The following is a 23,936-nucleotide window of genomic DNA, read 5'->3' as shown; positions in this document are numbered from 1 at the left end:
TCTAAACCACCGGGGTTCCTTGGTATCGCTTTCGCAACGCCCGACGACCGGGCGCTTACCGATGGGTACGTTCCGGAGCGTTCGCAGACGACGACAGTGGGAGCCCGCGCATGTCCCGTACAGCCGCCGAGATCACCACCCAGCCGAGCTGCTGGCGCCGCGCCGTGCGGGCCGCCGCCGGGTCCCCGGATGTGCTTCCGCGACCGGGCGAGCGCGTCGCCGTGACCGGCTGCGGCACGTCCTGGTTCATGGCCATCGCCTACGCGGCGCTGCGCGAGGCGGCCGGGGAGGGCGAGACGGACGCGTTCGCCGCGTCCGAGTTCCCGGTCGGCCGGGCCGCGGCGTACGACCGGGTCGTGGCGATCACCCGGTCCGGGACGACGACGGAGGTGCTGGAGCTGCTGGCGCGGGTGCGCGGGACGACGCGCACGGCGGCGCTGACGGCGGACGCGGCGACGCCGGTGGTGGACGCCGCCGACGCGGTGGCCGTGCTGGACTGGGCGGACGAGGACTCGGTGGTGCAGACGCGGTTCGCGACGACGGCACTGGCGTTCCTGCGCGCGGGCCTCGGTCCCGTACCGGGGGTGAAGCCGGTCGAGCTCGCGGCGGTCGACGCGGAGCTGGCCGTGACGGAACCGCTGCCGGAGGCCGTGCTGGCGGCCGACCAGTGGACGTTCCTCGGACGCGGCTGGACCTACGGGCTGGCACTGGAGGCGGGGCTGAAGATGCGGGAGGCGGCGGGCGCCTGGACGGAGGCGTACCCGGCGATGGAGTACCGCCACGGCCCGATCTCGATCACCGGGCCCGGCCGGGTGACGTGGGTGTTCGGCGCCCTGCCGGAGGGGCTGGCGGCCGACGTCGCCCGGGTGGGCGGCACGCTGCACGCCCACGCCTCGGCGGACCCGATGGCCGACCTGGTGCGGGCCCAGCGGCTCGCCGTGGCCCTGGCGGAGGCGCGCGGCAGCGACCCGGACCGGCCGCGCCACCTCACGCGGAGCGTGATCCTCTCCTGACCCGGGTGGCCTCCTCCGCCGGTACGGCCACCCGGCGGCGGCGCCGCCGCCGGCGGGCGGTCCGTCGCCCCGCGGCCGCCCCCCGATCATCCGCTCGTCCGATTTGTATGCTGCGGCAACAATCCACGAAGTGGACTAGACCTTTCACGCCCCTCGGGTGAAACTGTCTCCCGTGAGACACGTCATCGCCCTCGATGTGGGCGGCACCGGCATGAAGGCCGCCCTGGTCGGGGCCGACGGGGCACTGCTGTACGAGGCGCGGCGGGCCACCGGGCGCGAGCGCGGCCCGAACGCCGTCGTGGGTACGATCCTCGACTTCGCGGCCGAGCTCCTCGCCCACGGCGAGGAGCGGTACGGCGTACGGGCCGAGGCCGCCGGCGTCGCCGTGCCCGGGGTCGTCGACCCCGTCGGCGGCGTCGCCGTGTACGCCGCCAACCTCGGCTGGCGCGACGTCCCGCTGCGCGCCCTGCTGGGTGAGCGGCTCGGCGGGCTGCCCGTCGCGCTCGGCCACGACGTGCGCACCGGCGGGCTCGCCGAGGGGCGCGTGGGAGCGGGCAGGGGCGCGGACCGGTTCCTGTTCGTGCCCCTGGGCACCGGCATCGCGGGCGCCATCGGCATCGACGGCACCATCGAGGCGGGCGCGCACGGCTGCGCCGGCGAGATCGGCCACATCGTCGTCCGTCCCGGCGGCCCCGCCTGCGGCTGCGGCGGGCGCGGCTGTCTGGAGACCCTGGCGTCGGCCGCGGCCGTCACCCGGGCCTGGGCGGAGGCGAGCGGCGACCCGGACGCGGACGCCGCCGACTGCGCCGAGGCCGTCGCCTCGGGGGACGTGCGCGCCGTACGCGTCTGGCAGGACGCCGTCGACGCGCTCGCCGACGGGCTGGTCACCGCGCTCACCCTGCTGGACCCCCGCACCCTGATCATCGGTGGCGGCCTCGCCGAGGCCGGGGAAACCTTGTTCACACCCCTCAGGGCCGCCGTGGCGGAGCGCATCACGTTCCAGCAGCGGCCCGCCATCGTGCCCGCGGCCCTCGGGGACACGGCCGGCTGCCTGGGCGCGGGGCTCCTCGCCTGGGACCTGCTCGCCGCCGAGCTCGCCACCGACCTGGAGGTATCCCCCTGATGGCCGTTCACGCCGACCGCAAGGTCCTCGCCGGGGCCCGCGTGGTGCTGCCGACCGGCGTCGTCGAGGGTGGGCGGGTCACCGTCGAGGGCACCCGGATCACCGACACCGCGGGCGGCCGCCCCGCCGCCACCACGGACCGCCGCGCCACCGGCGCCGCCGCCACCACGACCGGCCCCGAGGGCCCCGCAGGCACCACGGGCACCGCACGAACCACGGGCCCCGCCGACGTCGTCGCCGACGTACTGGACCTCTCCGGCCACTGGGTCGTCCCCGGCTTCGTGGACCTCCACAACCACGGCGGAGGCGGCGCCTCCTTCACCTCGGGCACCCTCGACGAGGTGCTCCGGGGCATCCGCACCCACCGGCTGCACGGCACGACCACCCTGGTCGCGTCGACCGTGACCGGCGACATGGACTTCCTCGCGCACCGCGCCGGCGAGCTGTCCGAACTCGCCGAGCAGGGCGACATCGCGGGCATCCACTTCGAGGGCCCGTTCATCTCCCCGTGCCGCAAGGGCGCCCACAGCGAGGCGCTGCTGCGCGACCCGGACCCGGCCGAGGTGCGCAAGCTGGTCGACGCCGCGCGCGGCCACGCCCGCATGGTCACCCTCGCCACCGAACTTCCCGGCGGCATCGACTCCGTACGCCTCCTCGCCGAGCACGGCGTCATCGCCGCGATCGGCCACACGGACGCCACGTACGAGCAGACCGTGGAGGCGATCGACGCGGGCGCCACCGTCGCCACGCACCTGTTCAACGCGATGCCCGGCCTGGGCCACCGCGCGCCGGGGCCGATCGCCGCCCTCCTGGAGGACGAGCGGGTCACCGTCGAGCTGATCAACGACGGCACGCACCTCCACCCCGCCGCCCTCGAACTGGCCTTCCACCGGGCCGGCGCCGCCCGGGTCGCCTTCATCACCGACGCCATGGACGCGGCCGGTTTCGGCGACGGCGTGTACAGCCTCGGCCCCCTGGCGGTGGAGGTGCGCGACGGCGTGGCCCGGCTCGTCGAGGGCGGCTCCATCGCCGGCTCCACCCTCACGCTCGACACGGCGTTCCGGCGGGCGGCGACCGTCGACGGGCTGCCCGTCGAGGCGGTCGTCCAGGCCATCTCCGCCAACCCGGCGAAGCTGCTCGGCCTGTACGACCGGATCGGCTCCCTGGAACCGGGCAAGGACGCCGACCTGGTCGTCCTGGACGCCGACTTCGCCCTCGCGGGCGTGATGCGCAAGGGCGAATGGGTGGTTGAGCCCCAAGTGGGCTGATCATCCCGCGCCTTGCCGCGAGGTGGCCGGCCCAGGGGGGCTGGGCCGGTCGCTTTCCGTTTGGCATGATCGTGCACCGTGATCTTTCCGGGCCGAACATCCGCACACAGCCGGTCCACGACCTTCCGGGGGTGTGGGAACCGTTGATCCTCACGGTCACGCTCAACACCGCGCTCGACCTCACCTACACCGTGCCGGCGCTCGTGCCGCACACCACGCACCGGGTGACCGACGTGGTGGAGCGCCCCGGCGGCAAGGGCGTCAACGTCGCCCGCGTCCTGGCCGCCCTGGGCCACGAGACGGTCGTGACGGGCTTCGCGGGCGGCCCCACCGGGGAGGTCCTGCGCGATCTGCTCGCCCCGCTGCCCGTACGGGACGCCCTGGTGCCCAGCGCCGGCGCCACCCGCCGTACGGTCGCCGTCGCCGACTCCGCGAGCGGGGACACCACGCAGCTCAACGAACCCGGCCCGGTGATCACCCCCGCCGAGTGGGCCGCCTTCCTCTCCGGCTACGCGGAGCTGCTCGACGGGGCCCGCGCGGTCGCCCTCTGCGGCAGCCTCCCGCGCGGCGTGCACGTCGGCGCGTACGCCGAACTCGTCCGCCGCGCCCGCGCCGCCGGCGTGCCGGTGCTCCTCGACACGAGCGGCGAACCGCTGCGCCGGGGCATCGCCGCCCGACCCGACCTGGTCAAGCCGAACGCCGACGAGCTCGCCGCCCTCACCGGCGCCCGCGAGCCGCTGCGCGCCACCCGCGACGCCCGCCGCCGCGGCGCGCACGCGGTGGTCGCCTCGCTCGGCGCGGATGGGCTCCTCGCGGTCACCCCGGACGGCACCTGGCAGGCCGCCCCGCCCGCCCGCGTCGCCGGCAACCCGACCGGGGCGGGCGACTCGGCGGTCGCCGGACTGCTGTCGGCGCTGGTCGAGGGGGCGCCCTGGCCCGAACGCCTCGCCCGCGCCACCGCGTTGGCGACGGCCACCGTGCACGCCAGGGCGGCCGGCGAGTTCGACGCCGACCGGTACGGGGAACTGCTGGAACGGGTGTCGGTCCGGGAGCTCGCCACCGCGGCCTGATCCGCCGCCACCCACGGCCACGGCATACGGCCGACGGCCCACGGCCCACGGCCCACGGCCCACGGCCCACGGCCACCAAGGCTCACCCGGCCCGCGGCTGACGGCCACGGCTCGACCACGGCCCACGGCCACCGGCCACCGGCTCACGGCGGAAGGATCCGGACATGCCCCTCGTCAGCACCGCTGACCTCGTCGCACCGGCGCGGGCGGCGGGCCGCGCCGTCGCCGCGTTCAACGTCATCACCCTGGAGCACGCCGAGGCCGTCGCGGCCGGGGCGGAGCGCGCCGGCCGGCCGGCGGTCCTCCAGATCTCCGAGAACGCCATCCGCTTCCACGGCGGGGACCTCTCCGGCGTCGCGGCGGCCGCCTCGGCCGTGGCCCGCGCCTCCCGCGCTGCCCTCGCCCTCCACCTGGACCACGTGGTCACCCCGGAACTGCTGCACGCCGCCCACGCGGCCGGCATCGACTCGGTGATGGTCGACGCGTCGCGGCTCGGCTACGGCGACAACGTGAAGGCCACGGCGGAGGCCGTCCGCTGGGGCCACGCGCGCGGCATGTGGGTGGAGGCGGAGCTGGGCCGCGTCGGGGGCAAGGCCGGCGAACCGCCGCTGGACGCCCACACCCCCGGCGTCCGCACCGACCCGGCGGAGGCCGCCGCGTACGTGGCGGAGACGGGCGTGGACGCGCTGGCCGTCGCGGTCGGCTCGACCCACGCGATGACGGAGCGGACGGCCACCCTCGACCACGCCCTGATCTCCGCCCTGCGCACGGCGGTACCGGTCCCGCTGGTCCTGCACGGCTCCTCGGGCGTCCCGGACGCCGAACTGCGGGCCGCGGTCCGCGCCGGCATGACGAAGGTCAACGTGGGCACGGCCCTGAACACCGCCTACACGACGGCGCTCCGCTCCCACCTGGCGCAGCACCCCGCCGCGGTGGACCCCCGCCCGTACCTGACCGGGGCCCGCGAGGCGATGGCGCAGACGGTCGCCCACTTCCTGCTGGTGATCACCGGCGGCCCCGACCGACCCGACGGGACCGGCGCCACCGGCACGACCTGACGGGCCGACACGTCCCGACGCACCGACACGGCTCCGACGGGCGGACACGTTGCGAGGACCCGGCAGGACCTCACGGACCGACAGGTACCGCCGCTGCGGCAGGCCCTGACGGGCCTGCGGGTGGCGACGGCCCCGCAGGTCCTAGCTGTCGCGGCGGAGCTGGCCCGGCTTGAGCCAGACCTGGTCGAGGTAGGCGTCACAGTCGTTGCCCGGCTCGCAGGACATCTTCAGGGTGTTCTCGCCCTTGTGCAGCTGGACCCAGGAGTACGTCTCGGTCCAGCCCTTCTCCCACGACCCCTCGGGGGCGTGCGCGAAGTTCGACATGTTGATCTTGCGCGGCTTGCCGCTGTTGACCGTGAGGGACGCCTTCGCGTCCTTGCCGGGGACGCTGTACGTCAGGAACAACGTGTACTGGCCGTCCTCCGGCACGTCGACCTTCCAGCTGGCCGCACCGCCGACACCGTTGAACATCACGTACGCGCCGTCGGCGCCCTTCGCGCCCTTGACCTCCGTGCCGAGCACGGCGGGCGGGGTGAGCTGGAGCGTCGCCGCGTCCCGCTTCTGCGTCTGCGGCTGGGCCGCGCCCGGGTCGGTCGACGGGGAGGGCTGGGTGTCGCCCGGCTCCTGGGAGGCGGAGACCGAGGCGCCCGGGGCGGGGTTCGCCTTGTCCTTGTCGTCGTCGCCGTTGGTGAGGAGCGCCACAGTGATGCCGACCACCACCACGAGGACCACGGTGACGGCGCCGATCAGCAGGCCCTTGGTGTTGGGGCCGCCACGGCCGCCGCGACCGCCCTGCGCCGGTGCGGACCGGGTGGGGGTCCCGCCCGGGTACGTCTCGGGCGCGGCGTACTGGGCGTGCGGCTGGCCGTACGGAGCGCCGGGCTGCTGGCCGTAGGGGGCGCCGGGCGCCTGGCCGTAAGGGGCGCCGGGCTGGCCGTACTGCGGCTGCGGCGGGACCTGGGGCCGCGGGCGCTCGCCGACCGCCCTGACCTGGTTGTACGACGTTCGGGGGCGTCCCGGCTGACCGCTGGTCGGACCCGGGTAGCCGTAGCCGCCCTGACTGCCCGGCGGCTGGGCACCCGACGCCTGGCCGTCCGCGTACAGGTAGCCGAACGGGTCGTCGTCCTCGGGCGTGCCCGCGCCATTGCCGTGGTTACCGGCAGCCATCCCTGGTCACTCCTCATCCGTGCTCGCCAGCCGTCACCGACCCCGGCGAGCCTACCCCGAACGGGCTACCCCGCCCGGCGGTGCACCTTGGCCCGGGACCGCTTCTCCATGTACATCCGCTGGTCGGCCGAGTTCAGCACCTCTTCGACGGACATCCCGCACTCGGCCCAGCCGATGCCGAAACTGGCGCCCACCCGGACCGCCCTGCCGTCGACCCGGATGGGCGGGATGATGCCGTTGCGCAGGCGTACGGCCAGGTCGGCGGCGTCGGCCGCGCCGAGGCCGTCGGCGAGGACGACGAACTCGTCGCCACCGAGCCGGGCGACCGTGTCCCCGTCGCGGACGCCGGCGGACAGCCGGCGCGCCACCTCGATGAGCACGGCGTCACCGGTGTGGTGGCCGAACCTGTCGTTGATCGACTTGAAGCCGTCGAGGTCGCAGAAGAGCACGGCGAGGCCCTTCCGGCCGTCGTCGACCTCGCCGTCCGGGGCGACGGCGTGGACGTGGCCGTCGTAGGGGCCGCCGGGCGCGGAGGGGTCGAAGTCGAAACCGTCCGCCCGGTAGGCGTGGTCGTACTCGTATGCGGAGGGGGCGGCGTCGGCGTGGCCGTTGCCGTACGCGGTGTCGTAGGCGGGTTCGAACCCGGCGGCGTCGCGGCCCGGCTCGAACCCGGCGGCGTCGGCGGCCGTGGCGCGGACGCGGTCGTCGGGGCGGGCGCACAGCCGCGCGCTGAGGCGGGCGCGCAGCTCGGCGCTGTTGGGCAGCCCGGTCAGCGCGTCGTGGGAGGCGCGGTGGGCGAGCTGCAGCTCGTGCCGCTTGCGCTCCTCGATGTCCTCGACGTGGGTGAGGAGGAAACGCGGCCCGTCGGCGGTGTCGGCGACGACGGAGTTCCGCAGGGAGACCCAGACGTACGTGCCGTCCCGGCGGGCGAGCCGCAGCTCGGCGCGGCCGCCCTCGGCGGAGGTGCGCAGCAGGGTGCCGACGTCCTCCGGGTGGACCAGGTCGGCGAAGGAGTACCGGCGCATGACGGCGGCGGGCCTGCCGAGCAGCCGGCACAGCGCGTCGTTGGCCCGGAGGAGCCGTCCGTGCTGGTCACCGCCCATCTCGGCGATGGCCATGCCGGACGGGGCGTACTCGAAGGCCTGCCGGAACGACTCCTCGCTGGCGCGCAGGGCCTGCTGCTCGCGCTCCAGCCGCACCAGCGCCCGCTGCATGTTCGCGCGCAGTCGGGCATTGCTGATCGCAATCGCCGACTGGGAGGCGTACATCTGGAGCGCCTCGCGCCCCCAGGCACCGGGGCGACGGCCGTTGCGGGGCCGGTCCACGGAGATGACGCCGAGGAGCTCGCGCTGCCCGCCGGAGGTGTACATGGGGGCGTAGAGCCGGTCGCGGGGGTGCCACTCGTCCTCGAAACGGGGCTCGGGACCCTCGGTGTGCCACTGCGGCACGTCGTCGTCTATGAGCACCCAGCCCTCGGTGTGCGGGATGAACCGGAGGTCCCCCCACGCCTCGCCCATGTGGAGGCGCCGCTCCCAGGAGACACGGGAGCCGACCCGGCCGGTGATCAGGGCTTCCGCGGCGGCGTTCCCCGCGAAGGCGGCGACGACGAGGTCACCGTCGGGGCGGACGAGGTTGACGCACGACAGCTCGTACCCGAGGCCGGTGATGACGCCGTCGGCGACCGTCTGCAGGGTGTCGGCCAGACTCCGGGCCGTGTTGAGGTTGGCGACGACCTGGTGCAGCTGCCGCAGGGTCGCAAGACGGACGTACGGCTCCGACTCGGTCTCCATCGCTCGCTCTCCCCGAGACCTCGACAGCAACAACTCCAGGTGTGTCAGCGGCTTCCTCGTGCGGGTGTTTACCGCCACTGAATCACAGCGAGCTGCGCACTCGGTACACAGGGTCAACAATTACTGCCCTGTGTGACTCAAGTCACAATAACCAGCCCATTTCCCCGAAATTGCGAAACGCAAATCGATCCTTGGACCTAGGACCCGGCGGGATCCCGCTGGTCCTCCGGCCCGATGCGGCCGGGTGGCGGGCGAGGTTAGCGTTCCCCGTGTGCTCCCAACAACTCGGACCCCGGTGTCAGCCTCCGACCTGCCCCATCCTGAGGGGGTGAGCGACGAGGAATTCCGTGCGGCGATGTCCCGCCTGGCCGGCGGCGTCGTCCTGGTGACGGCCGTGGAGCCACCGATGGACGAGGACGTGGGCATGACGGCCACGGCCTTCATGTCGGTGTCGCTGGACCCGCCGCTGGTCCTGGTGAGCCTGCGCAACGGCTCCCGGATGGACGACCTGCTGGCGGAGCAGCCGCTGTGGGGCGTGTCCGTCCTCGCGGAGAGCCAGCGGCACATCGCGGGCCGCTTCGCGATGCGGGGCCGGATCAGCGACCGCCTGCTGTTCGCCGACATCCCGTACACCCGCGGCGACCTGACCGGCGCGCCCCTCGTCGGCGGGGCGCTGGCCACGCTGGAGTGCCGCACCGAGCGGCGGGTGGAGGCCGGCGACCACACCCTGGTCATCGCCCGGGTCCTGGCCACGGCCCTCCCGAGCCCGGAGGGCGCGCCCCTGACGTACTTCCGGGGCGCCTACCGCCACCTGGCCTGAGCACCGGCCGCCCGCCGCACGACGGGCGCGCGCGGAGCGACAGGCGCGGGCGGCGGGCGGACGGTCGGCAGGCGGTACGGGCGGCGGGCGGTACGGGCCCGGGTCAGGTACGGGCGGCAGGCGGTACCGCGCGGTCAGGCCGTCGGACCAGTCCGGCCGTGAGGTCGTGAGGCCGTGAGGCCGTCAGGCCGTCAGGCCGTCAGGCCGTCAGAGCGGGTCGGGCCGGTCAGCCCCGGTCCAGTCCGGTGGCCGGTCCGGCCCGGTGAGCTCCAGTCCGGTCCGGGCCGGTCAGCTCCAGTCGCGGGAGTTGCGGCCGCGCTTCGTCTCGGCGCGCTGCTTCTTCTCCCGCAGCCGACGTTCGTTGATCCCCCGCGGCACCTTCGTGGGCCGCCGCGGCCTCGGCGGCGGCGCGGTCGCCTCCGCCAGCAGCGCCGCGAGCCGCACGGCGGCCGCCTCGCGGTTGCGCCACTGCGACCGGTGCTCGGAGGCGCGTACGACGAGCACGCCGCCCACCAGGCGGCCGGCGAGCCGCTCCAGGGCCCGCTCCTTCCACACCGGTGGCAGCGCCTCCGTGCGGGCGAGGTCGAAGCGCAGCTCCACCTGGGAGTCGCTGGTGTTGACGTGTTGCCCGCCCGGCCCCGAGGACCTGGAGAATCGCCACTGGAGCTCGGCCTCCGGCAGGGAGACCGAACCGCGGATGACATGGGGACCGGACATGCCCTCCATGTTCCCGAATGGCGGAGTCCCACGTCACCCGCTTTTCCGTGGCAGGAACCACCTCGGCGTGCCCGGCGTTATGAGCTGTGACGCCATCGAGCACTCAGGCAAGGGAAAGGCACTTCCATGGCTGTAAGCCTGTCCAAGGGCGGCAACGTCTCGCTGACCAAGGAGGCCCCGGGCCTCACCGCCGTCACGGTGGGCCTCGGCTGGGACGTCCGCACGACCACCGGCACCGACTTCGACCTCGACGCCTCGGCGATCGGCGTGGACGCGGCCGGCAAGGTCGCCTCCGACGCGCACTTCGTCTTCTTCAACAACAAGACCACCCCCGACGGCACGATCGTCCACACGGGCGACAACCGCACGGGTGAGGGCGGCGGTGACGACGAGCAGATCAACGTCAACCTCGCGGGCCTCCCGCAGAACGTCGACAAGATCGTCTTCCCGGTCTCCATCTACGACGCGGTGAACCGCTCGCAGAACTTCGGCCAGGTCCGCAACGCCTACATCCGCATCGTCAACCAGGACGGCGGCACCGAGATCGCCCGCTACGACCTGAGCGAGGACGCCGCGACGGAGACCGCCATGGTCTTCGGCGAGCTCTACCGCAACGGCACCGAGTGGAAGTTCCGCGCCGTGGGCCAGGGGTACGCCTCCGGCCTGGAGGGCATCGCCCGCGACTTCGGCGTGAACGTCTGACGTTCCGACCGGTGCACCGGCGCGCGCCCGCGCGCGCCGCTGCCGCCGTACGCCACCGGGCTCCGCGCGACGGCGCGGGGCCCGGTGGCGTACGGCGCGGGCCCGGTGGCGTACGGCGCGCCGGGGCGCGTTCCGTTGCCTACTGTGGGCCGCATGATCGTGGAACCGCTGGAGCTCGGCGAGGAGAGCGCCCTCCCCGGCCCGCTCCTGACCGAACTCACCGAGCTGTACGCCTCGAACCGGGAGTTCCAGCAGCTCAGCGGGGACTTCCCGGACCCCGACGACATCCGGCCCGAGCAGGTCGCCACCTCGCTCGCCGAGGAGCTGGCCCGGCCGGACGCCGAAGTGCTGCTGGCGCGCTCCGACGGCCGGGTGATCGGCGTGGCCGTGACCCTCGCCCACCACCCCGACCCGGATGATCCGGACCCGTGGATCGGGTTGCTGATGGTCCACGCCCGGGACCACCGCATGGGGTTCGGCCGTGAGCTGGCGGAGATCGTCGAGAAGCGGTTCCGGGAGCGGGGCCGCACGGGCGTCAAGCTCGCCGTCCTCGCCGGAAACCGCCGGGCCCTCACCTTCTGGCGGGCCATCGGCTACCAGGAGGTCGCCCGCCGCCGGGACCGGGAACGCGGCCGCGACTGCGTGGTGCTGCGCAAGCCCCTGTGACCGTCCGCCCCGACCCACCGCGGCTTGCTGCCGGACCGCCCCGGCCACCCGGTCACCCGCCCGGCCCGACCGCCCCCGCCGGCCCGACCGCCCCCGCCGGCCCGACGGCCCCCGCCGGCCCGGACGTCGCTGCCATCCGCGTCGCCCCTGGCGTCCCCGTCGCCCCGAGCATCCCCGCCGTCCCGACCGGCACCGTCGTCCCGGGCGTCCCGGGCACGCCCGTCCGGGCCGGCCGTCGCGGGCTCAGGGCGCGTCCGGCTTCTCCGTTCCGTACAGCCAGGTGTCCCAGATCTCCGTCAGGTCCTCGCCGGTCTCCTCCTCGACGTACGCGGTGAACTCGTCCGTCGAGGCGTTGCCGTGCCGGTGCTCGGCGGCCCAGCCCTGCAGCAGGCCGAAGAACGCGTCGTCGCCGACGGCCTGGCGCACCTTGTGCAGCACCATCGCACCCCTGCCGTACACGGGCGGTTGCGAGATGTCGGCGGCGGTCGGCGGCTCGGCGGGCGGGAACGCCCAGTTGGCCGGGTCGGCGAAGGCCTCCTCGTGGTTCTCCTGGGCGGGCCGGTCCTCGAAGTCCTCGGCGTACAGCCACTCCGCGTAGGTCGCGAACGACTCGTTGAGCCACATGTCGCGCCAGGAGCGGGGGGAGACGGAGTTGCCGTACCACTGGTGGGCCAGTTCGTGGACGAGGATCTCGACGGTGAACTGGTCGGCGGGGATGACCGGCCGCGTCTGCGTCTCCAGCGCGTACCCCGCGTCGCCCTCCCGCTCGACGATCACGCCGGCGGAGGTGAAGGGGTACGGGCCGAGGTTCTCCGTCAGCCAGCCGAGCAGTTCGGGCAGCCGGGCGAGCACCGGCGCGGCCTCGCGGGTGACGGTGCGGTCGGTGGCCGTGACGACCGGCAGCCCGGCCGGGGTACGGCTGGTGGTGACGTCGAACCGGCCGACGGCGAGGGTGGCGAGGTAGCCGGCTATCGGTTCGGTGGTCCGCCAGGTGACGGTGGTTCGGCCGTCCGCGGTGCGGGCGCGGCCGGGCAGTCCGTTGCCGATCGCCCGGTAGCCCTCGGGGACGGTGACCGTCACGTCGTACGTGGCCTTGTCGGAGGGGTGGTGGTTGCCGGGGAACCACGCCGTGGACCCGGCCGGCTGCCCCAGCGCGAGCGCCCCGTCGTCGGTGGGCAGCCAGCCCTCCCGCGACCCGTCGGCGTCGGTGACGGTGCGGGGCGTGCCGGAGTAGCGGACGACCGTGCGGAAGGTCGTCCCGCGGGCGAGGTCGGAGCGCGGCCGCAGGGTGAGCTCCTGGCCGGCGCGACGGACGGAGGCCGGTTCACCGTCCACGGTGGCGCCGTGGACGGTGAGCCCGGCCAGATCCAGGTTGAACGCGCTGAGGTCCTTCGTGGCGCGGGCGGTGATCTCGGCGGTGCCGTCGAGGCGACCGGTGCCGGGATCGTAGGCGAGGGTGAGCGCGTAGTGCCGTACGTCGTACCCGCCGTTGCCCAGACGGGGGAAGTACGGGTCGCGCAGCCCGGCCGCGCCGGGGGTGCCGGTGACGCCCTGCGTGCAGCCGGCCGCGAGCAGCGCCACGGCGAGCGACGCGGCGGCGAGCCCGCGCACCCTCTTCCCTCGTCTCACACGGCGATCCTAGGCGGGGCCGGGACGCGGGGTTGTCAGGGCGTCGGGAGGGTGGCGGCGTCCGGACGGCCGGGCCGTCAGGACGGCCGCCGTGTCCGGACGGCCGGGCCGTCAGGCGGCGGGCCCACCGTGCCGTCGGGGCATCGGGACATCGGGACGCCAGAGTGTCGGGGCATCCCGCGCCGGCGTGTCGGCGTCTCAGCGGCCGAGTGCGGCGGCACCGGCCCGCGCGTACTCCTCGTCCAAGGTGCCGCTGGGGGCGCCCGCCACGCCGATCCCGGCGATCGGCGCGCCGCCCGCGGCCACGGGCACGCCGCCACCGAGGAAGAGCGTGCCGGGGATGTCCTTGAGGTTGGGCGTGGTCTCCAGGCGCTTGACGAGCTCGGAGGTGGGGGCGTTCCAGGAGACGGCGGTGAAGCCCTTGCGCTCCGCCGACGCGTAGGACTGCGGTCCGGCGCCGTCTCCGCGCAGGACGACGATCGTGTTGCCGGCGCGGTCGACGACCGCGACGCTCACCCGCTGCCCGTCCTCGCGGGCGGCCCGGAGGGCGGCCTGGGCGGCGCGGGTGGCGGCGTCGACGGTGAGGTGACCGGTCCGGTGGACGTCCCGGTCGCCGGCCTCGGCGGCGGCGACGGTCCGCTGCGGGGCACCGGCGGCGGCGGTGGGCGTCGTGGCGTTGGCGGACACCGCGCCGAAGGTGCCGGCGGCGAGCGCGGCGGCGACGGCGGCACCGGTGAGGAGGCGGGTGCGGCGGGACGCGGGGCGGGGGGACGTCGTGCGGTGGGACGGGGTGCGGTGGTCGTTCACAGGTGCTCCCGGGGGGTCGGCTGGTGCAACGCCTCCACCATCCCGCCGTGACCTGCGGTTCCGCGTCGCCGGAGCGGGCGACGGAGGGGTCGGCCGATCGGTTGATGCCGGACGGCGCGGACGGGCGGAGGATGGGGGCGTGACGCACATCGACCCGCCGGGCACACCCCGGCGCCCCGCCTCCCCCGACGGCCCGTACGGCGGCGTCGGTGTCGGCGGCGGCACGGACGGGGGCACGTACGGGGCGGGCGGTGCGCACGACGGTGTCGATCGCGCGTACGACACGGACGACGGCCCGGACGGGGGCGCGTACGGCCGCGGCACCGGCCCGGACGGTGGCGCGTACGACACGGACGGCGGTGCCGGGGACGGTGGCGTCGAGCGGGATGCCCGCGGGCTGGCCCGTGTCATGCACGCGGCGTTCTTCCTGCTGCTCACCGCCTCGCTCGCCCGCTTCCTGCTCCGCCACCCCTGGGACGGGCGGGGCGCGTGGGTCGTGGCGCTGTCGGTCGCGCTGGCGGCGCTGTACGCCCTCGGGCCCGGCGCCGCCGCGCCCGCCTCCCGGCGCGGCCGGGTCTGGCTGGCGGCCGTCGTGGTGGTCTGGACGGTGCTGGTGGTGGCGGCCCCGAGCTTCGCCCTGTGCGCCGTACCGCTGCTGTTCACCGGGCTGCGGCTGCTGCCCCGGCGGGCCGCGCTCGCCCTCGTCACGCTGTTGACCCTCTTCGTCGTCGGTGCCCTCCAACGGCTCGCCGACCCGGGCCTCGACCCGGTCACGCTCGTGGCGCCGCCCGCCGCGGCGGCCATCGCGACGGCCGTGTTCCTGCACGCCCGCCGGCAGGCGGAACGGCAGCGGGCGCTCATCGCGGACCTGCTGCGCACCCGCCGCGACCTGGCGGCGACCGAACGGCGCGAGGGCACCCTCGCGGAACGGCAACGGCTGTCGATGGAGATCCACGACACGCTCGCGCAGGGCCTGTCGAGCCAGCGGATGCTGCTCCAGGCCGCCGACCGCACCTGGGACGGCGACCCCGGGACGGCGCGCCACCACGTCCGTACCGCCGCCGCCATCGCCGAGCACAACCTCGCCGAGGCCCGCCGCTTCGTCCACGACCTGGCCCCCGCCGACCTGGCCGGGGGCGGCGGCCTCGCCCCGGCGTTGCGCGCCCTCGCCGCCCGCGAGACGACCGGTGGCCTCCTGGTGGGCTTCCACGCCGAGGGTGCGGACGCGGCACTTCCGGACCGGGTCGCGTCGGCGTTGCTGCGGATCGCGCAGGGCGCCCTCGCGAACGTACGGGAGCACTCCGGGGCCGGCCGGGCCGCGCTCACGCTGACCCGGCTCGACGACCAGGTGGTGCTGGACGTGGCCGACGACGGCCGCGGCTTCGACCCGTCCACCGCGCCACCGCCCGGTACCGACGCGCGCGGCCACGGCCTGCCGGCGATGCGCGCCCGGCTGGCGGCCCTGGGCGGCACGCTGACCGTCGAGTCGGCGCCCGGCGAGGGCACCGTGCTCTCCGCCTCGGTCCCCCTGGAGGCCCGACGATGACGCCCCCGGACCCCGGCAGCACCGGCGCCCCCGGCGCCCCCGGCACCCCGGGAACCCCCGCGACCCCCGGCACCCCCGCGACCCCCGGCAGCCCGCCCGCCCCCGGCACCGCCGGCACCCCCCGGACCGTCCGGGTCCTGCTCTGCGACGACCACGCCGTCGTCCGCGCCGGCCTGCTCGCCCTGCTCGGCAGCGAACCTGGCGTCGAGGTCGTCGGCGAGGCGGGCAGCGGTGAGGAGGCCGTCGCGGCGGCCGCGAAGCTGCGGCCCGACGTGGTCCTCATGGACCTCCAGCTCGGCTCCGGCATGGACGGCGTCGAGGCGACCCGGCGGATCGCCGCGCCCGACGTACGGGTCCTCGTCCTCACCACGTACGACACGGACGCCGACGTCACCCGGGCCGTCGACGCGGGCGCCACCGGCTACCTGCTCAAGGCCGAACGCCCCGAGGAGCTGTTCGCCGCGATCCGCGCCGCCGCCGAGGGCCGCACGGCCCTCTCCGCGCCGGTCGCCGGCCGCGTCCTGGACCGGGCGCGCGGCGCGGCGGCGCCCGCCCTCACGGCCCGCGAGCGCGACATCCTCGCCCAGCTCGCCCACGGCCTCGGCAACCGCGACATCGCCCGGGCGCTCTTCATCAGCGAGGCCACCGTCAAGACCCACCTGGGCCGCATCTACGCCAAGCTCGGCGTCGACACGCGCGCCGGCGCGGTGGCGGTGGCCAAGGAGCGGCGCCTGGTCCCCTGAGCCCCGCGCGCGGGTACGCCGGGGCCGCGCCGGGCCCCCGCCGGGTGCGCCGGGGCCGCGCCGGATCAGGCCGAGGGGGTGCGCCGGACCCGCGACCAGCCCGCCGGGGGCCGCACCACCCGGAGCCGGCGCATCGGGGGCCGGCGCACCGGAGCCGCGCCCGCCCGTCCGCCCGGTACGCGGTGCGCCCGCGCCGGGCCCGGCGCCCCGGACCACGGCCCGCCGGGGACGTGACACCATCGCGTACGTGCTCGACATCGGCTACTCGCTCTCCCGCCGCTTCCCCGACCCCCCGCAGACCGACTACCGGCGCGCGGACGTCCACGCGCTGCGGCACGACCTGTTCTGCGGGGACGTGTACCTCGCCGACCCGGAGACCGACCGCGAGGTGTCCACGGCCTGGGGGTGGGTGCCGGTGCTCGACTTCGCGTGGGCGCTCTGCGACATCGTCGAGCAGCTCGACCGCGACCCGCACGGCAGCCGGGCGGCGAAGCCGCAGCACGCCGAGCTGGACTTCACCGAATCCACCGACCGCATGCTGTTCGAGCGGCGGTTCGGCTGGGTCGACGTGGAGGCCGACTGGATGCCCGGCGACGAGCCGCCGCTCACCTTCGGCCACGGCGAACTGCGGCGCGAGGCCCGGGACTTCCTCCACGACCTGATCGCCGACCTCGTCGACATGCACGAGGGCCTCGCCGACAACCCCGTCGTCTGGGACCTCCAGGCCCGCTTCCCGCGCCTGCCCTGACCACCGGGCCCCGGCCCCGCCGCGTCCCCGGGCCGGACCCGGCCGGCACCCCGTGCCCCGCACCACCCCGCACCCCGCACCGCCCCGGGTCCGGGCCCCGCCCCGACCGGCCCCGGGCCCCGCGGCACCGCGCCCCCGGCCCACCCACCCGCCGCGCCCCGCCCGCCTGTAACGAACCGACCCCCTGCCCGGTCCTTCTCGGTGACAGCCCGTCCCCTCCCCACCGAGGAGCCACCATGACCCCCCGTCCCGTCCGGCACGTCACCGTCGTCGGCGCCGGCCTCGCCGGACTCACCGCGGCGATCACCGCCGCCGAGGGCGGCGCCCGCGTCACGCTGTACGAGGCCCACCGCACCCCCGGCGGCCGCGCCCGCACCGCGGAACACCAGTACCGCACCAACGAGGGCCCGCACGCCCTGTACTGCCGCGGCCCGCACTGGTCCTGGCTCGCCGCGCGCGGGCTGCTCGGGCCGATGGCGTCCCTGCCCGCCCGTGAAGGCGCGCGGTTCCGCTTCCACCGCGACGGGGCCCTGCGCCGCACCCCGCCGCTCGGGCTGCTGCGCCTGGCGCGCCGCTCCCCGGAGCGGGCCCCGGTCGACGTGGACTTCGCCACCTGGGCCGGCGCCGAGGTGGGCCCCGCCGCCGCCCGTGCGGCCGCGCACTACAGCGGTGTGGCCCTGTTCCACCACGACCCCGGATCGCTGTCGGCCCGCTTCGTCCAGGAGCGGCTGCACCGCTCCGCCGCGCTGCCGCCCGAGGCGCGCTACCCGCGCGGTGGTTGGGGGCGGGTCGTGGAGCGGATGGCGGTGCGCGCCCGGGAGCTGGGCGTGCGCCTGGAGACGGGCGTACGCGTCGACACCTTGCCGGGCACCGCCGACGGGCCGGTCGTCGTCGCCACGTCGCTGGCCGCCGCGCGGCGGCTCCTCGACGACCCGTCACTGACCTGGGAGAGCGGCCGTACGGCCCTGCTGGACCTGGCCCTGCGCACCCGGGAGGGCGACCCGTTCGTCGTGTCCGACCTGGACGCGCCGGGCTGGCTGGAGCGGTTCACCGCGCAGGACCCGACGCTCGCCCCCGCCGGCAGGCAGCTGCTCCAGGGTCAGTTCCCGGTCGGTCCCGGGGAGTCGAGGGACCGGGGCCTCGCCCGCGCGGAGCGCCTGCTCGACCTCGGCTTCCCCGGCTGGCGCGACCGTACGGTGTGGCGCCGCGACGCGCTCGCGACCGGCCGGACCGGCGCCGTCGACCGCCCGGGGACGACGTGGCGCGACCGGCCGGCGATCGATCGCGGCGACGGGGTGTTCCTCGTGGGCGACGCGGTGGCGGCGCCGGGCGTCCTGGCGGAGGTGGCGTTCACCAGCGGGCGGGAAGCGGCCCTCCTCGCCCTGGGAGCCCTCGACGCACCCGCCGGGCGGGGCACCCGGCACCCCGCTCTCCGTACGCCTTGACCTCAACCTTGGTCGAGGTACCAGGCTGTCTCTCGCCCACCCGCACGCCGCCGCCCGGCCGTCGCCGCGCCATCGCGCCGCCGGCCGGGGGCGGGAGACAGACAGGAGCCCCACCATGCGCGCGATCCGCCTGCACGCCTTCGGCCCCGCCGAGAACCTCGTCCTCGAAGAGCTCCCGGACCCCGTCCCCGGCCCCGGTCAGGTGCGCGTGGCCGTCGCCGCCGCCGGCGTCCACCTCCTGGACACGGCCCTGCGCGAGGGGATGACCGGCCCGTTCCCGGCCCCGGCGGAGCTGCCCACCGTCCCGGGCCGCGAGGTCGCCGGCCGGGTGGACGCGGTCGGCGAGGGCACCGACCCGGCCTGGCTCGGCCGGCGGGTCGTCGCCCACCTGGGCACGGCCCCCGGCGGCTACGCCGAACGCGCCGTCGTGGACGCCGCGCGGCTGCACGTGATCCCGGCCCGGCTCGACGAGGCGGAGGCCGTCGCCATGATCGGCACGGGCCGCACCACGATGGGCATCGTGCAGTTCACCGACCTCACCCCCGACGACGTCGTCGTCGTCCCGGCGGCGGCCGGCGGCATCGGCACGCTCCTCGTCCAGTACGCGAAGAACGCCGGCGCCGTCGTCATCGGCCTGGCGGGCGGCCCCGCGAAGGTCGCCCGGGTCCGCGCCAACGGCGCCGACGCGGCCGTCGACTACACCCGCCCCGACTGGCCGTCCGAGGTCCGCGCGTTCCTCGGTGACCGCCGGGCCACGGTCCTCTACGACTCCGTCGGCGGCGACACCGGCCGGACGGCCGTCGACCTGCTCCGCGAGGGCGGCAGGCACATCGTCTTCGGCTGGTCCGGCCAGGGCCTCCACGACGGCGGGCCGCTCACCTTCACCGACGGGGAACTGGCCGACCGCGGCATCACGTCCCAGCAGGTCCTCGGCCGCGTCATGCTCGACCGGGCGGGCGGCGACGTCCGCACCCTGGAGACCCGCGCCCTCACCGAGGCCGCCACGGGCCGCCTGCGCCCGGCCGTCCAGCGCTTCCCCCTCGCCGCGGCGGCGGAGGCCCACCGCGCCCTGGAGACCCGCCGCACGACGGGCAAGGTCGTCCTGGTCCCCTGAGGAGCCCGAGCGACCCGGCACGGCCCCGCGGCGACCCCTCGCGACCGCCCGGCCGTACCCCACCGGAGCCGGAGCGCCCCGCCCCGGGAGCCGGAGCCGGACCGCCCCGCCGACGGCACCCCGCCGGCGACGGACTACTCCGCCGCCCCCAGCGCGGCCAGCGCACCGTCCGTCAGCCGGTACACCGTCCACTCGTCCTGCGGGCGGGCGCCGAGGGACTCGTAGAAGGCGATCGACGGGGCGTTCCAGTTCAGGACGGACCACTCCAGGCGCTCGTAGCCGCGCTCCACGCAGATCCGCGCCAGCTCCCGCAGCAGCGCCTTACCGTGCCCGCCCCCGCGCGCCTCGGGGCGTACGTACAGGTCCTCCAGGTAGATGCCGTGCACGCCGCGCCAGGTGGAGAAGTTGAGGAACCACAACGCGAAGCCCACGGCCTCGCCGCGCTCGTCCTCGGCGATGTGCGCGAAGGCGGCCGGGTGCTTCCCGAACAGCGCCTCGTGGAGGTCCCGCTCGGTGGCCCGCACCTCCTCCAGCGCCTTCTCGTACTCGGCGAGGTCGCGGATCATGGCGTGGACGAGGGGCACGTCGTCAGGCGTGGCGGTACGGATCATGCCCGCAGCCTGCCCGGCCCCGACCCCCGCCGTCCACCCCTTCCCCGACCGCCCGCGAGGCCCGCCCGCGAGGCCGGCCGCCCACGGGCCGCGACGGGCGCCACAGCGGGCCGGCGACGCAAAGGACCCCCGGCCCTGCACGGGCCGGGGGTCCTCCGGTGGAGCCGCCTGTCGGAATCGAACCGACGACCTCAAGATTACAAGTCAAGCGCTCTAGCCAACTGAGCTAAGGCGGCAGCCGGGCCAGTGTAACCGGACCGCTCCGCCGCCCGGTCGAAAATTTCACCGACCCAGGACTGCTGACAGGGCCGGGTCCGGCAGGTAGCGTCACCGGGGGTCCACCTGGGTGGACCCGCTCCCATCCTTCCTTTACTCGGATCGTCCGGCACGTTCCTGCCGGTGAAGGGACCCATCACCATGGCTTCTGTCACGTTCGACAAGGCGACCCGGCTCTACCCGGGCAGCACCAAGCCCGCCGTCGACCAGCTGGAGATCGAGATCGCCGACGGCGAGTTCCTCGTCCTGGTCGGCCCCTCCGGCTGCGGCAAGTCCACCTCCCTGCGCATGCTCGCCGGGCTCGAGGACGTCAACGGCGGCGCCATCCGCATCGGTGACCGCGACGTCACGCACCTGCCGCCGAAGGACCGGGACATCGCCATGGTGTTCCAGAACTACGCGCTGTACCCGCACATGACCGTCGCCGACAACATGGGCTTCGCACTCAAGATCGCCGGCGTCAACAAGGCGGAGATCCGCAAGAAGGTCGAGGAGGCCGCGAAGATCCTCGACCTGACCGACTACCTCGACCGCAAGCCGAAGGCGCTCTCCGGCGGCCAGCGCCAGCGCGTCGCCATGGGCCGCGCCATCGTCCGCGAGCCGCAGGTCTTCCTCATGGACGAGCCGCTGTCGAACCTCGACGCCAAGCTCCGCGTCTCGACCCGCACGCAGATCGCGTCCCTCCAGCGCCGCCTCGGCATCACCACCGTGTACGTCACGCACGACCAGGTCGAGGCCCTGACCATGGGCGACCGCGTCGCGGTCCTCAAGGACGGCCTCCTCCAGCAGGTCGACACGCCGCGCAACATGTACGACCGCCCGGCCAACCTCTTCGTCGCCGGCTTCATCGGTTCCCCCGCCATGAACCTCGTCGAGGTGCCGATCACCGACGGCGGCGTGAAGTTCGGCAACAGCGTCGTCCCGGTGTCGCGCGACGCGCTCTCCGCCGCCGCCGACCGCGGCGACACGACCGTGACGGTCGGCATCCGCCCCGAGCACTTCGAGGTCATCGAGCACGGCGGCGCCGACGCCGGGCAGTCCCTGTCCAAGGACCCGTCCGCCCCGGCCGGTCTGGCCGTCTCGGTCAACGTCGTCGAGGAGCTCGGCGCCGACGGCTACGTCTACGGCTCCGCCCAGGTCGGCGGCGAGCTGAAGGACCTCGTCGTCCGTGTCGGCGGCCGCGCCATCCCGGAGAAGGGCTCCGAGCTGCACGTCGTCCCGCGCCCGGGCGAGCTGCACGTCTTCGCCACCTCCACGGGCGAGCGCCTCAGCGACTGACGGTCCCCGGCGCCCACCGCGCCGCCACGGTCCGCCTCACGACAGCGCTCACGACGGCTCCGCGTACCCCACGCGGAGCCGTTCGCGTTTGACGGGCGCAAAGCCGTCGGAGGCCCCGGCACAGCGGCCGTTTCGCCTCCCGTTCGTCAACACGGAATTCGAAAAGGAGCAGAAAACGCTCCCTCGTGAGAGTGACTAACTGTCGCCGAAACTTCACCGAGCGCTACGCTCGCCTCCGTGAACCAGACAGCACGCCGCATCGGCCGCTCACTCGCCCTCGTCCTGCCCGTCGTTCTGGTGCTCTCCGGAACGCTCGCGGTCACCAGCGTCCCCTGGGCGGGCCCGCACTCCGACACCCAGCTCCTCACCGCCTCCGCGGAGAACGTCTCCGTGCCCGCGAAGCCGCGCGCCCCGGAGGACCTGCTGCGCGAGCGGCTCCTCACGGAGCTGGAGCAGAAGGACCCGGGCGTCGCCCTGACGCACCTCCAGCGCGCCGTGGAGCAGAGCCCGTCCCTCTCCCGGCACTGCATGTCGATCGCCCGTGAGCTCGGCACCGCCGCCGTCCGCGTCTACGGCCCGACCGAGGCCCAGTCGTACTCCCGGCCCGTCTGCGACACGTCGTTCGCGGGTGGCGTGGCGGGCGCGAGCTGAACCGCGGAGCGCCCCCCGTGGCCACCGCGGTACGCCTATCGTGCCCGGTATGCACACCACCCCCACGCAAGCCGTGGTCCTGGCGGGCGGCCAGGGCTCGCGACTGCGCCCCTACACCGACGACCGCCCCAAGCCGATGGTCGAGATCCCGGGCACCGGGACCCCGATCATCGGCCATCAGCTGTCCTGGCTCGCCGCCGAGGGCGTGACCCACGCCGTCGTCTCCTGCGGCCACCTCGCGGACGTCCTCCAGCAGTGGCTGGCCGGCGCGGACCTGCCGCTGCACGTCACCACCGTCGTCGAGGACGAGCCCCTGGGGCGCGGCGGCGGCCTCCGCCACGCGGCGGCGCACCTGCCGCACGCCGACGAGCCCTGGTACGCCACCAACGGCGACATCTGGACCCGCTTCTCGCTGCGCGAGATGGCCGGCTTCCACACCGAACGGGACGCCACGGCCACCCTCGCCCTCGCCCGCCCCCGCATCCCGTGGGGCGCCGTCGAGACCGACGCCTTCGGCCACATCACCGACTTCATCGAGGCGCCCCCGTCGCCGTACCTGATCAACGCCGGGGTGTACGTCTTCTCCGCGTCCTTCCGGGAGCTGCTGCCCGAGCGCGGTGACCACGAGCGGACCACGTTCCCCCGGCTCGCCCGGGAGCGGCGCCTCGCCGGCTTCCCGCTGCCGCAGGGGGCTTACTGGCGGGCCATCGACACCGCGAAGGACCTCACCGAGGCCGCCCGCGAACTGGCCGCGCAGACCGCCCTCCCGTAGCCCGCCCTCCCGCGGGCAGGCTCCCCCGCCGACGGGCCTGCCGAACGGCGGGCCGCTCCCCCGCGGAGGGCGCTCCTCCCCCGCGGACGCCCCCCTGAAGCCCGGCCCTCGCGGCGCGTCCGACCCTTCCGGCGCGTCCGGCCACCACCGGGTCCGTACCCACCACCGCACCCGGCCCACCACCGCGTCCGGGCCCGCGCGGCGCGCCCAGCCCCTCCCGGCGTGTCCACCCCCTCGGTGGGCCGGGCGCTCCCGTACGCCCTACCGGCGGGTCCGGGCGCGGACGTGGACGCGCTCGCCCTGGCGCCCGAAGAGGCTGAGGACCTCCACCGGCCCGTCGCCCGTGCTGCCGAACCAGTGCGGCACCCGCGTGTCGAACTCGGCCGCCTCGCCCGCCCCCAGCACCAGGTCCTGATCGCCCAGCATCAGCCGCAGCCGCCCCGCGAGCACGTACAGCCACTCGTGCCCCTCGTGGGTGCGGGGGTCGGGGGTGGCACGGGACGGCGGGAGGACCATCTTGTACGTCTGGAGCGGCCCCGGCAGCCGGGTCAACGGCACGACGGTCGAACCGTGGACGGTACGCGGCTTGAGCCGGACCCGCGGGTCGCCGACCTCCGGTGCGCCGACCAGCTCGTCCAGCGGCACCTGGTGGGCCTGGGAGAGCGGCAGCAGCAGCTCCAGGGTGGGGCGCCGCAGGCCCGTCTCCAGCCGCGAGAGGGTGCTGCGGGAGATGCCCGTCGTCTCGGAGAGCGCCGTGAGCGTCACGCCGCGCCGCCGGCGCAGCTGTCTGAGCCGCGGGCCGACCGCGGCCAGCGCCTGTTCCATGTCCGGTGTCTGCTGGCCCATGCCGGTCATTGCACCCCGGCCGTCCCGGGGGCGGCAACAGACGTTGCCGGTTCCGGGAAACGGAACGCGTGGCACC

At 75.5% G+C, this 23,936-nt stretch carries 23 protein-coding genes and 1 tRNA gene; 16 read left to right on the top strand and 8 right to left on the bottom strand.

The genetic code is table 11. The annotated features are described in order from the left end of the window. Positions 1-110: 110 nt before the first annotated feature. The 5 genes from ACF053_RS14605 to ACF053_RS14585 all read left to right on the top strand — a co-directional run bounded on the left by ACF053_RS14605 (position 111) and on the right by ACF053_RS14585 (position 5,532). Complete coding sequence (locus tag ACF053_RS14605; RefSeq protein WP_391954203.1) at positions 111-1,013, top strand: SIS domain-containing protein; 903 nt, start codon at positions 111-113, stop codon at positions 1,011-1,013. A 172-nt stretch (positions 1,014-1,185) separates the two neighbouring features. Continuing rightward, entirely contained in the window at positions 1,186-2,136 is a 951-nt protein-coding gene (locus ACF053_RS14600; RefSeq protein ID WP_391954202.1) for an ROK family protein, read from the top strand. Continuing rightward, positions 2,136-3,404 (top strand): N-acetylglucosamine-6-phosphate deacetylase, encoded by a 1,269-nt coding sequence (gene nagA / locus ACF053_RS14595; RefSeq protein ID WP_391954201.1) that lies wholly within the window; start codon positions 2,136-2,138, stop codon positions 3,402-3,404. The genes ACF053_RS14600 and nagA overlap by 1 nt, the downstream gene beginning before the upstream one ends. Before the next feature lie 143 nt (positions 3,405-3,547). Further along, positions 3,548-4,474 carry a 1-phosphofructokinase family hexose kinase gene (locus ACF053_RS14590; RefSeq protein ID WP_391954505.1) on the top strand — a complete coding sequence of 309 codons (927 nt, stop codon included), beginning with the start codon at positions 3,548-3,550 and terminating at the stop codon, positions 4,472-4,474. 164 nt (positions 4,475-4,638) lie between these two features. Beyond that, positions 4,639-5,532, top strand: a complete 894-nt coding sequence (locus ACF053_RS14585; protein WP_391954200.1) for a class II fructose-bisphosphate aldolase — start codon at positions 4,639-4,641, stop codon at positions 5,530-5,532. 141 nt (positions 5,533-5,673) lie between these two features. Here the strand turns inward: ACF053_RS14585 and ACF053_RS14580 are convergent, their stop codons facing one another. Both ACF053_RS14580 and cdgB read right to left on the bottom strand, forming a co-directional pair. Next, entirely contained in the window at positions 5,674-6,699 is a 1,026-nt protein-coding gene (locus ACF053_RS14580) for a carbohydrate-binding protein (RefSeq protein ID WP_391954199.1), read from the bottom strand. 65 nt (positions 6,700-6,764) lie between these two features. Then, positions 6,765-8,489, bottom strand: a complete 1,725-nt coding sequence (gene cdgB / locus ACF053_RS14575) for a diguanylate cyclase CdgB (protein WP_391954198.1) — start codon at positions 8,487-8,489, stop codon at positions 6,765-6,767. A gap of 271 nt (positions 8,490-8,760) precedes the next feature. On the opposite strand from cdgB, the gene ACF053_RS14570 reads away from it, so the two are divergent. Then, positions 8,761-9,309, top strand: a complete 549-nt coding sequence (locus ACF053_RS14570) for a flavin reductase family protein (protein WP_391954197.1) — start codon at positions 8,761-8,763, stop codon at positions 9,307-9,309. Between the two features lie 288 nt (positions 9,310-9,597). Here ACF053_RS14570 and arfB read toward each other — a convergent pair whose 3' ends face one another. Further along, positions 9,598-10,035: an alternative ribosome rescue aminoacyl-tRNA hydrolase ArfB gene (arfB, locus tag ACF053_RS14565; protein ID WP_058944163.1), complete on the bottom strand. Its 438-nt coding sequence runs from the start codon at positions 10,033-10,035 to the stop codon at positions 9,598-9,600. A 117-nt stretch (positions 10,036-10,152) separates the two neighbouring features. On the opposite strand from arfB, the gene ACF053_RS14560 reads away from it, so the two are divergent. Both ACF053_RS14560 and ACF053_RS14555 read left to right on the top strand, forming a co-directional pair. Continuing rightward, positions 10,153-10,728, top strand: a complete 576-nt coding sequence (locus tag ACF053_RS14560) for a TerD family protein (protein WP_058944162.1) — start codon at positions 10,153-10,155, stop codon at positions 10,726-10,728. Positions 10,729-10,881: 153 nt separating this feature from the next. Then, positions 10,882-11,394 carry a GNAT family N-acetyltransferase gene (locus tag ACF053_RS14555; protein WP_058944161.1) on the top strand — a complete coding sequence of 171 codons (513 nt, stop codon included), beginning with the start codon at positions 10,882-10,884 and terminating at the stop codon, positions 11,392-11,394. Between the two features lie 243 nt (positions 11,395-11,637). Here ACF053_RS14555 and ACF053_RS14550 read toward each other — a convergent pair whose 3' ends face one another. Both ACF053_RS14550 and ACF053_RS14545 read right to left on the bottom strand, forming a co-directional pair. Further along, positions 11,638-13,023, bottom strand: coding sequence for a M1 family metallopeptidase (locus ACF053_RS14550; RefSeq protein ID WP_391954196.1), 1,386 nt, complete (start codon positions 13,021-13,023; stop codon positions 11,638-11,640). 198 nt (positions 13,024-13,221) lie between these two features. Continuing rightward, positions 13,222-13,830 carry a GlcG/HbpS family heme-binding protein gene (locus tag ACF053_RS14545; RefSeq protein WP_391954195.1) on the bottom strand — a complete coding sequence of 203 codons (609 nt, stop codon included), beginning with the start codon at positions 13,828-13,830 and terminating at the stop codon, positions 13,222-13,224. Positions 13,831-14,239: 409 nt separating this feature from the next. Between ACF053_RS14545 and ACF053_RS14540 the strand changes: the two genes are divergently transcribed. The 5 genes from ACF053_RS14540 to ACF053_RS14520 all read left to right on the top strand — a co-directional run bounded on the left by ACF053_RS14540 (position 14,240) and on the right by ACF053_RS14520 (position 19,426). Then, positions 14,240-15,376 carry a sensor histidine kinase gene (locus ACF053_RS14540; protein ID WP_391954504.1) on the top strand — a complete coding sequence of 379 codons (1,137 nt, stop codon included), beginning with the start codon at positions 14,240-14,242 and terminating at the stop codon, positions 15,374-15,376. Further along, on the top strand, positions 15,373-16,119 hold the full coding sequence (locus ACF053_RS14535; RefSeq protein ID WP_391954194.1) for a response regulator: 747 nt from the start codon (positions 15,373-15,375) through the stop codon (positions 16,117-16,119). Before ACF053_RS14540 ends, ACF053_RS14535 begins: the two co-directional genes overlap by 4 nt. A 247-nt stretch (positions 16,120-16,366) precedes the next feature. Beyond that, positions 16,367-16,867 (top strand): hypothetical protein, encoded by a 501-nt coding sequence (locus ACF053_RS14530; protein ID WP_391954193.1) that lies wholly within the window; start codon positions 16,367-16,369, stop codon positions 16,865-16,867. Between the two features lie 236 nt (positions 16,868-17,103). Further along, entirely contained in the window at positions 17,104-18,312 is a 1,209-nt protein-coding gene (locus ACF053_RS14525) for a phytoene desaturase family protein (RefSeq protein ID WP_391954192.1), read from the top strand. Between the two features lie 115 nt (positions 18,313-18,427). Continuing rightward, positions 18,428-19,426: a zinc-binding dehydrogenase gene (locus ACF053_RS14520; protein WP_391954191.1), complete on the top strand. Its 999-nt coding sequence runs from the start codon at positions 18,428-18,430 to the stop codon at positions 19,424-19,426. A 134-nt stretch (positions 19,427-19,560) separates the two neighbouring features. On the opposite strand, the gene ACF053_RS14515 is transcribed toward ACF053_RS14520, so the two are convergent. Further along, on the bottom strand, positions 19,561-20,037 hold the full coding sequence (locus ACF053_RS14515) for a GNAT family N-acetyltransferase (RefSeq protein WP_391954190.1): 477 nt from the start codon (positions 20,035-20,037) through the stop codon (positions 19,561-19,563). A gap of 159 nt (positions 20,038-20,196) precedes the next feature. Beyond that, a tRNA-Thr gene (locus ACF053_RS14510) sits at positions 20,197-20,273 on the bottom strand. 181 nt (positions 20,274-20,454) lie between these two features. On the opposite strand from ACF053_RS14510, the gene ACF053_RS14505 reads away from it, so the two are divergent. The 3 genes from ACF053_RS14505 to ACF053_RS14495 all read left to right on the top strand — a co-directional run bounded on the left by ACF053_RS14505 (position 20,455) and on the right by ACF053_RS14495 (position 23,014). Beyond that, entirely contained in the window at positions 20,455-21,591 is a 1,137-nt protein-coding gene (locus ACF053_RS14505; protein ID WP_391954189.1) for an ABC transporter ATP-binding protein, read from the top strand. Positions 21,592-21,828: 237 nt separating this feature from the next. Continuing rightward, positions 21,829-22,242, top strand: coding sequence for a hypothetical protein (locus tag ACF053_RS14500; protein ID WP_391954188.1), 414 nt, complete (start codon positions 21,829-21,831; stop codon positions 22,240-22,242). A gap of 49 nt (positions 22,243-22,291) precedes the next feature. Beyond that, complete coding sequence (locus ACF053_RS14495; RefSeq protein WP_391954187.1) at positions 22,292-23,014, top strand: nucleotidyltransferase family protein; 723 nt, start codon at positions 22,292-22,294, stop codon at positions 23,012-23,014. A 261-nt stretch (positions 23,015-23,275) separates the two neighbouring features. On the opposite strand, the gene ACF053_RS14490 is transcribed toward ACF053_RS14495, so the two are convergent. Next, the gene (locus ACF053_RS14490) at positions 23,276-23,869 is read right to left on the bottom strand and encodes a helix-turn-helix domain-containing protein (RefSeq protein WP_391954186.1); all 594 of its coding nucleotides are present in this window, start codon (positions 23,867-23,869) and stop codon (positions 23,276-23,278) included. Positions 23,870-23,936 lie beyond the last annotated feature (67 nt).

Origin of the sequence: Streptomyces kanasensis (assembly GCF_043077165.1) — a bacterium.
GTDB classification, from domain to species: Bacteria; Actinomycetota; Actinomycetes; order Streptomycetales; family Streptomycetaceae; genus Streptomyces; species Streptomyces changanensis.
The sequence above is the reverse complement of the archived record's forward strand: the minus strand, read 5'-3'. Positions and strand labels throughout refer to the sequence as shown.

What these genes read in the sequence shown, in the direction of transcription:
- ACF053_RS14580 (WP_391954199.1), bottom strand. Translation starts at nt 6,699, where the DNA reads ATGGCTGCCGGTAACCACGGCAATGGCGCGGGCACGCCCGAGGACGAC.
- ACF053_RS14605 (WP_391954203.1), top strand. Translation starts at nt 111, where the DNA reads ATGTCCCGTACAGCCGCCGAGATCACCACCCAGCCGAGCTGCTGGCGC.
- nagA (WP_391954201.1), top strand. Translation starts at nt 2,136, where the DNA reads ATGGCCGTTCACGCCGACCGCAAGGTCCTCGCCGGGGCCCGCGTGGTG.
- ACF053_RS14560 (WP_058944162.1), top strand. Translation starts at nt 10,153, where the DNA reads ATGGCTGTAAGCCTGTCCAAGGGCGGCAACGTCTCGCTGACCAAGGAG.
- cdgB (WP_391954198.1), bottom strand. Translation starts at nt 8,489, where the DNA reads ATGGAGACCGAGTCGGAGCCGTACGTCCGTCTTGCGACCCTGCGGCAG.
- ACF053_RS14555 (WP_058944161.1), top strand. Translation starts at nt 10,882, where the DNA reads ATGATCGTGGAACCGCTGGAGCTCGGCGAGGAGAGCGCCCTCCCCGGC.
- ACF053_RS14490 (WP_391954186.1), bottom strand. Translation starts at nt 23,869, where the DNA reads ATGACCGGCATGGGCCAGCAGACACCGGACATGGAACAGGCGCTGGCC.
- ACF053_RS14495 (WP_391954187.1), top strand. Translation starts at nt 22,292, where the DNA reads ATGCACACCACCCCCACGCAAGCCGTGGTCCTGGCGGGCGGCCAGGGC.
- ACF053_RS14535 (WP_391954194.1), top strand. Translation starts at nt 15,373, where the DNA reads ATGACGCCCCCGGACCCCGGCAGCACCGGCGCCCCCGGCGCCCCCGGC.
- ACF053_RS14520 (WP_391954191.1), top strand. Translation starts at nt 18,428, where the DNA reads ATGCGCGCGATCCGCCTGCACGCCTTCGGCCCCGCCGAGAACCTCGTC.
- ACF053_RS14505 (WP_391954189.1), top strand. Translation starts at nt 20,455, where the DNA reads ATGGCTTCTGTCACGTTCGACAAGGCGACCCGGCTCTACCCGGGCAGC.
- ACF053_RS14540 (WP_391954504.1), top strand. Translation starts at nt 14,240, where the DNA reads ATGCACGCGGCGTTCTTCCTGCTGCTCACCGCCTCGCTCGCCCGCTTC.
- arfB (WP_058944163.1), bottom strand. Translation starts at nt 10,035, where the DNA reads ATGGAGGGCATGTCCGGTCCCCATGTCATCCGCGGTTCGGTCTCCCTG.
- ACF053_RS14515 (WP_391954190.1), bottom strand. Translation starts at nt 20,037, where the DNA reads ATGATCCGTACCGCCACGCCTGACGACGTGCCCCTCGTCCACGCCATG.
- ACF053_RS14525 (WP_391954192.1), top strand. Translation starts at nt 17,104, where the DNA reads ATGACCCCCCGTCCCGTCCGGCACGTCACCGTCGTCGGCGCCGGCCTC.
- ACF053_RS14585 (WP_391954200.1), top strand. Translation starts at nt 4,639, where the DNA reads ATGCCCCTCGTCAGCACCGCTGACCTCGTCGCACCGGCGCGGGCGGCG.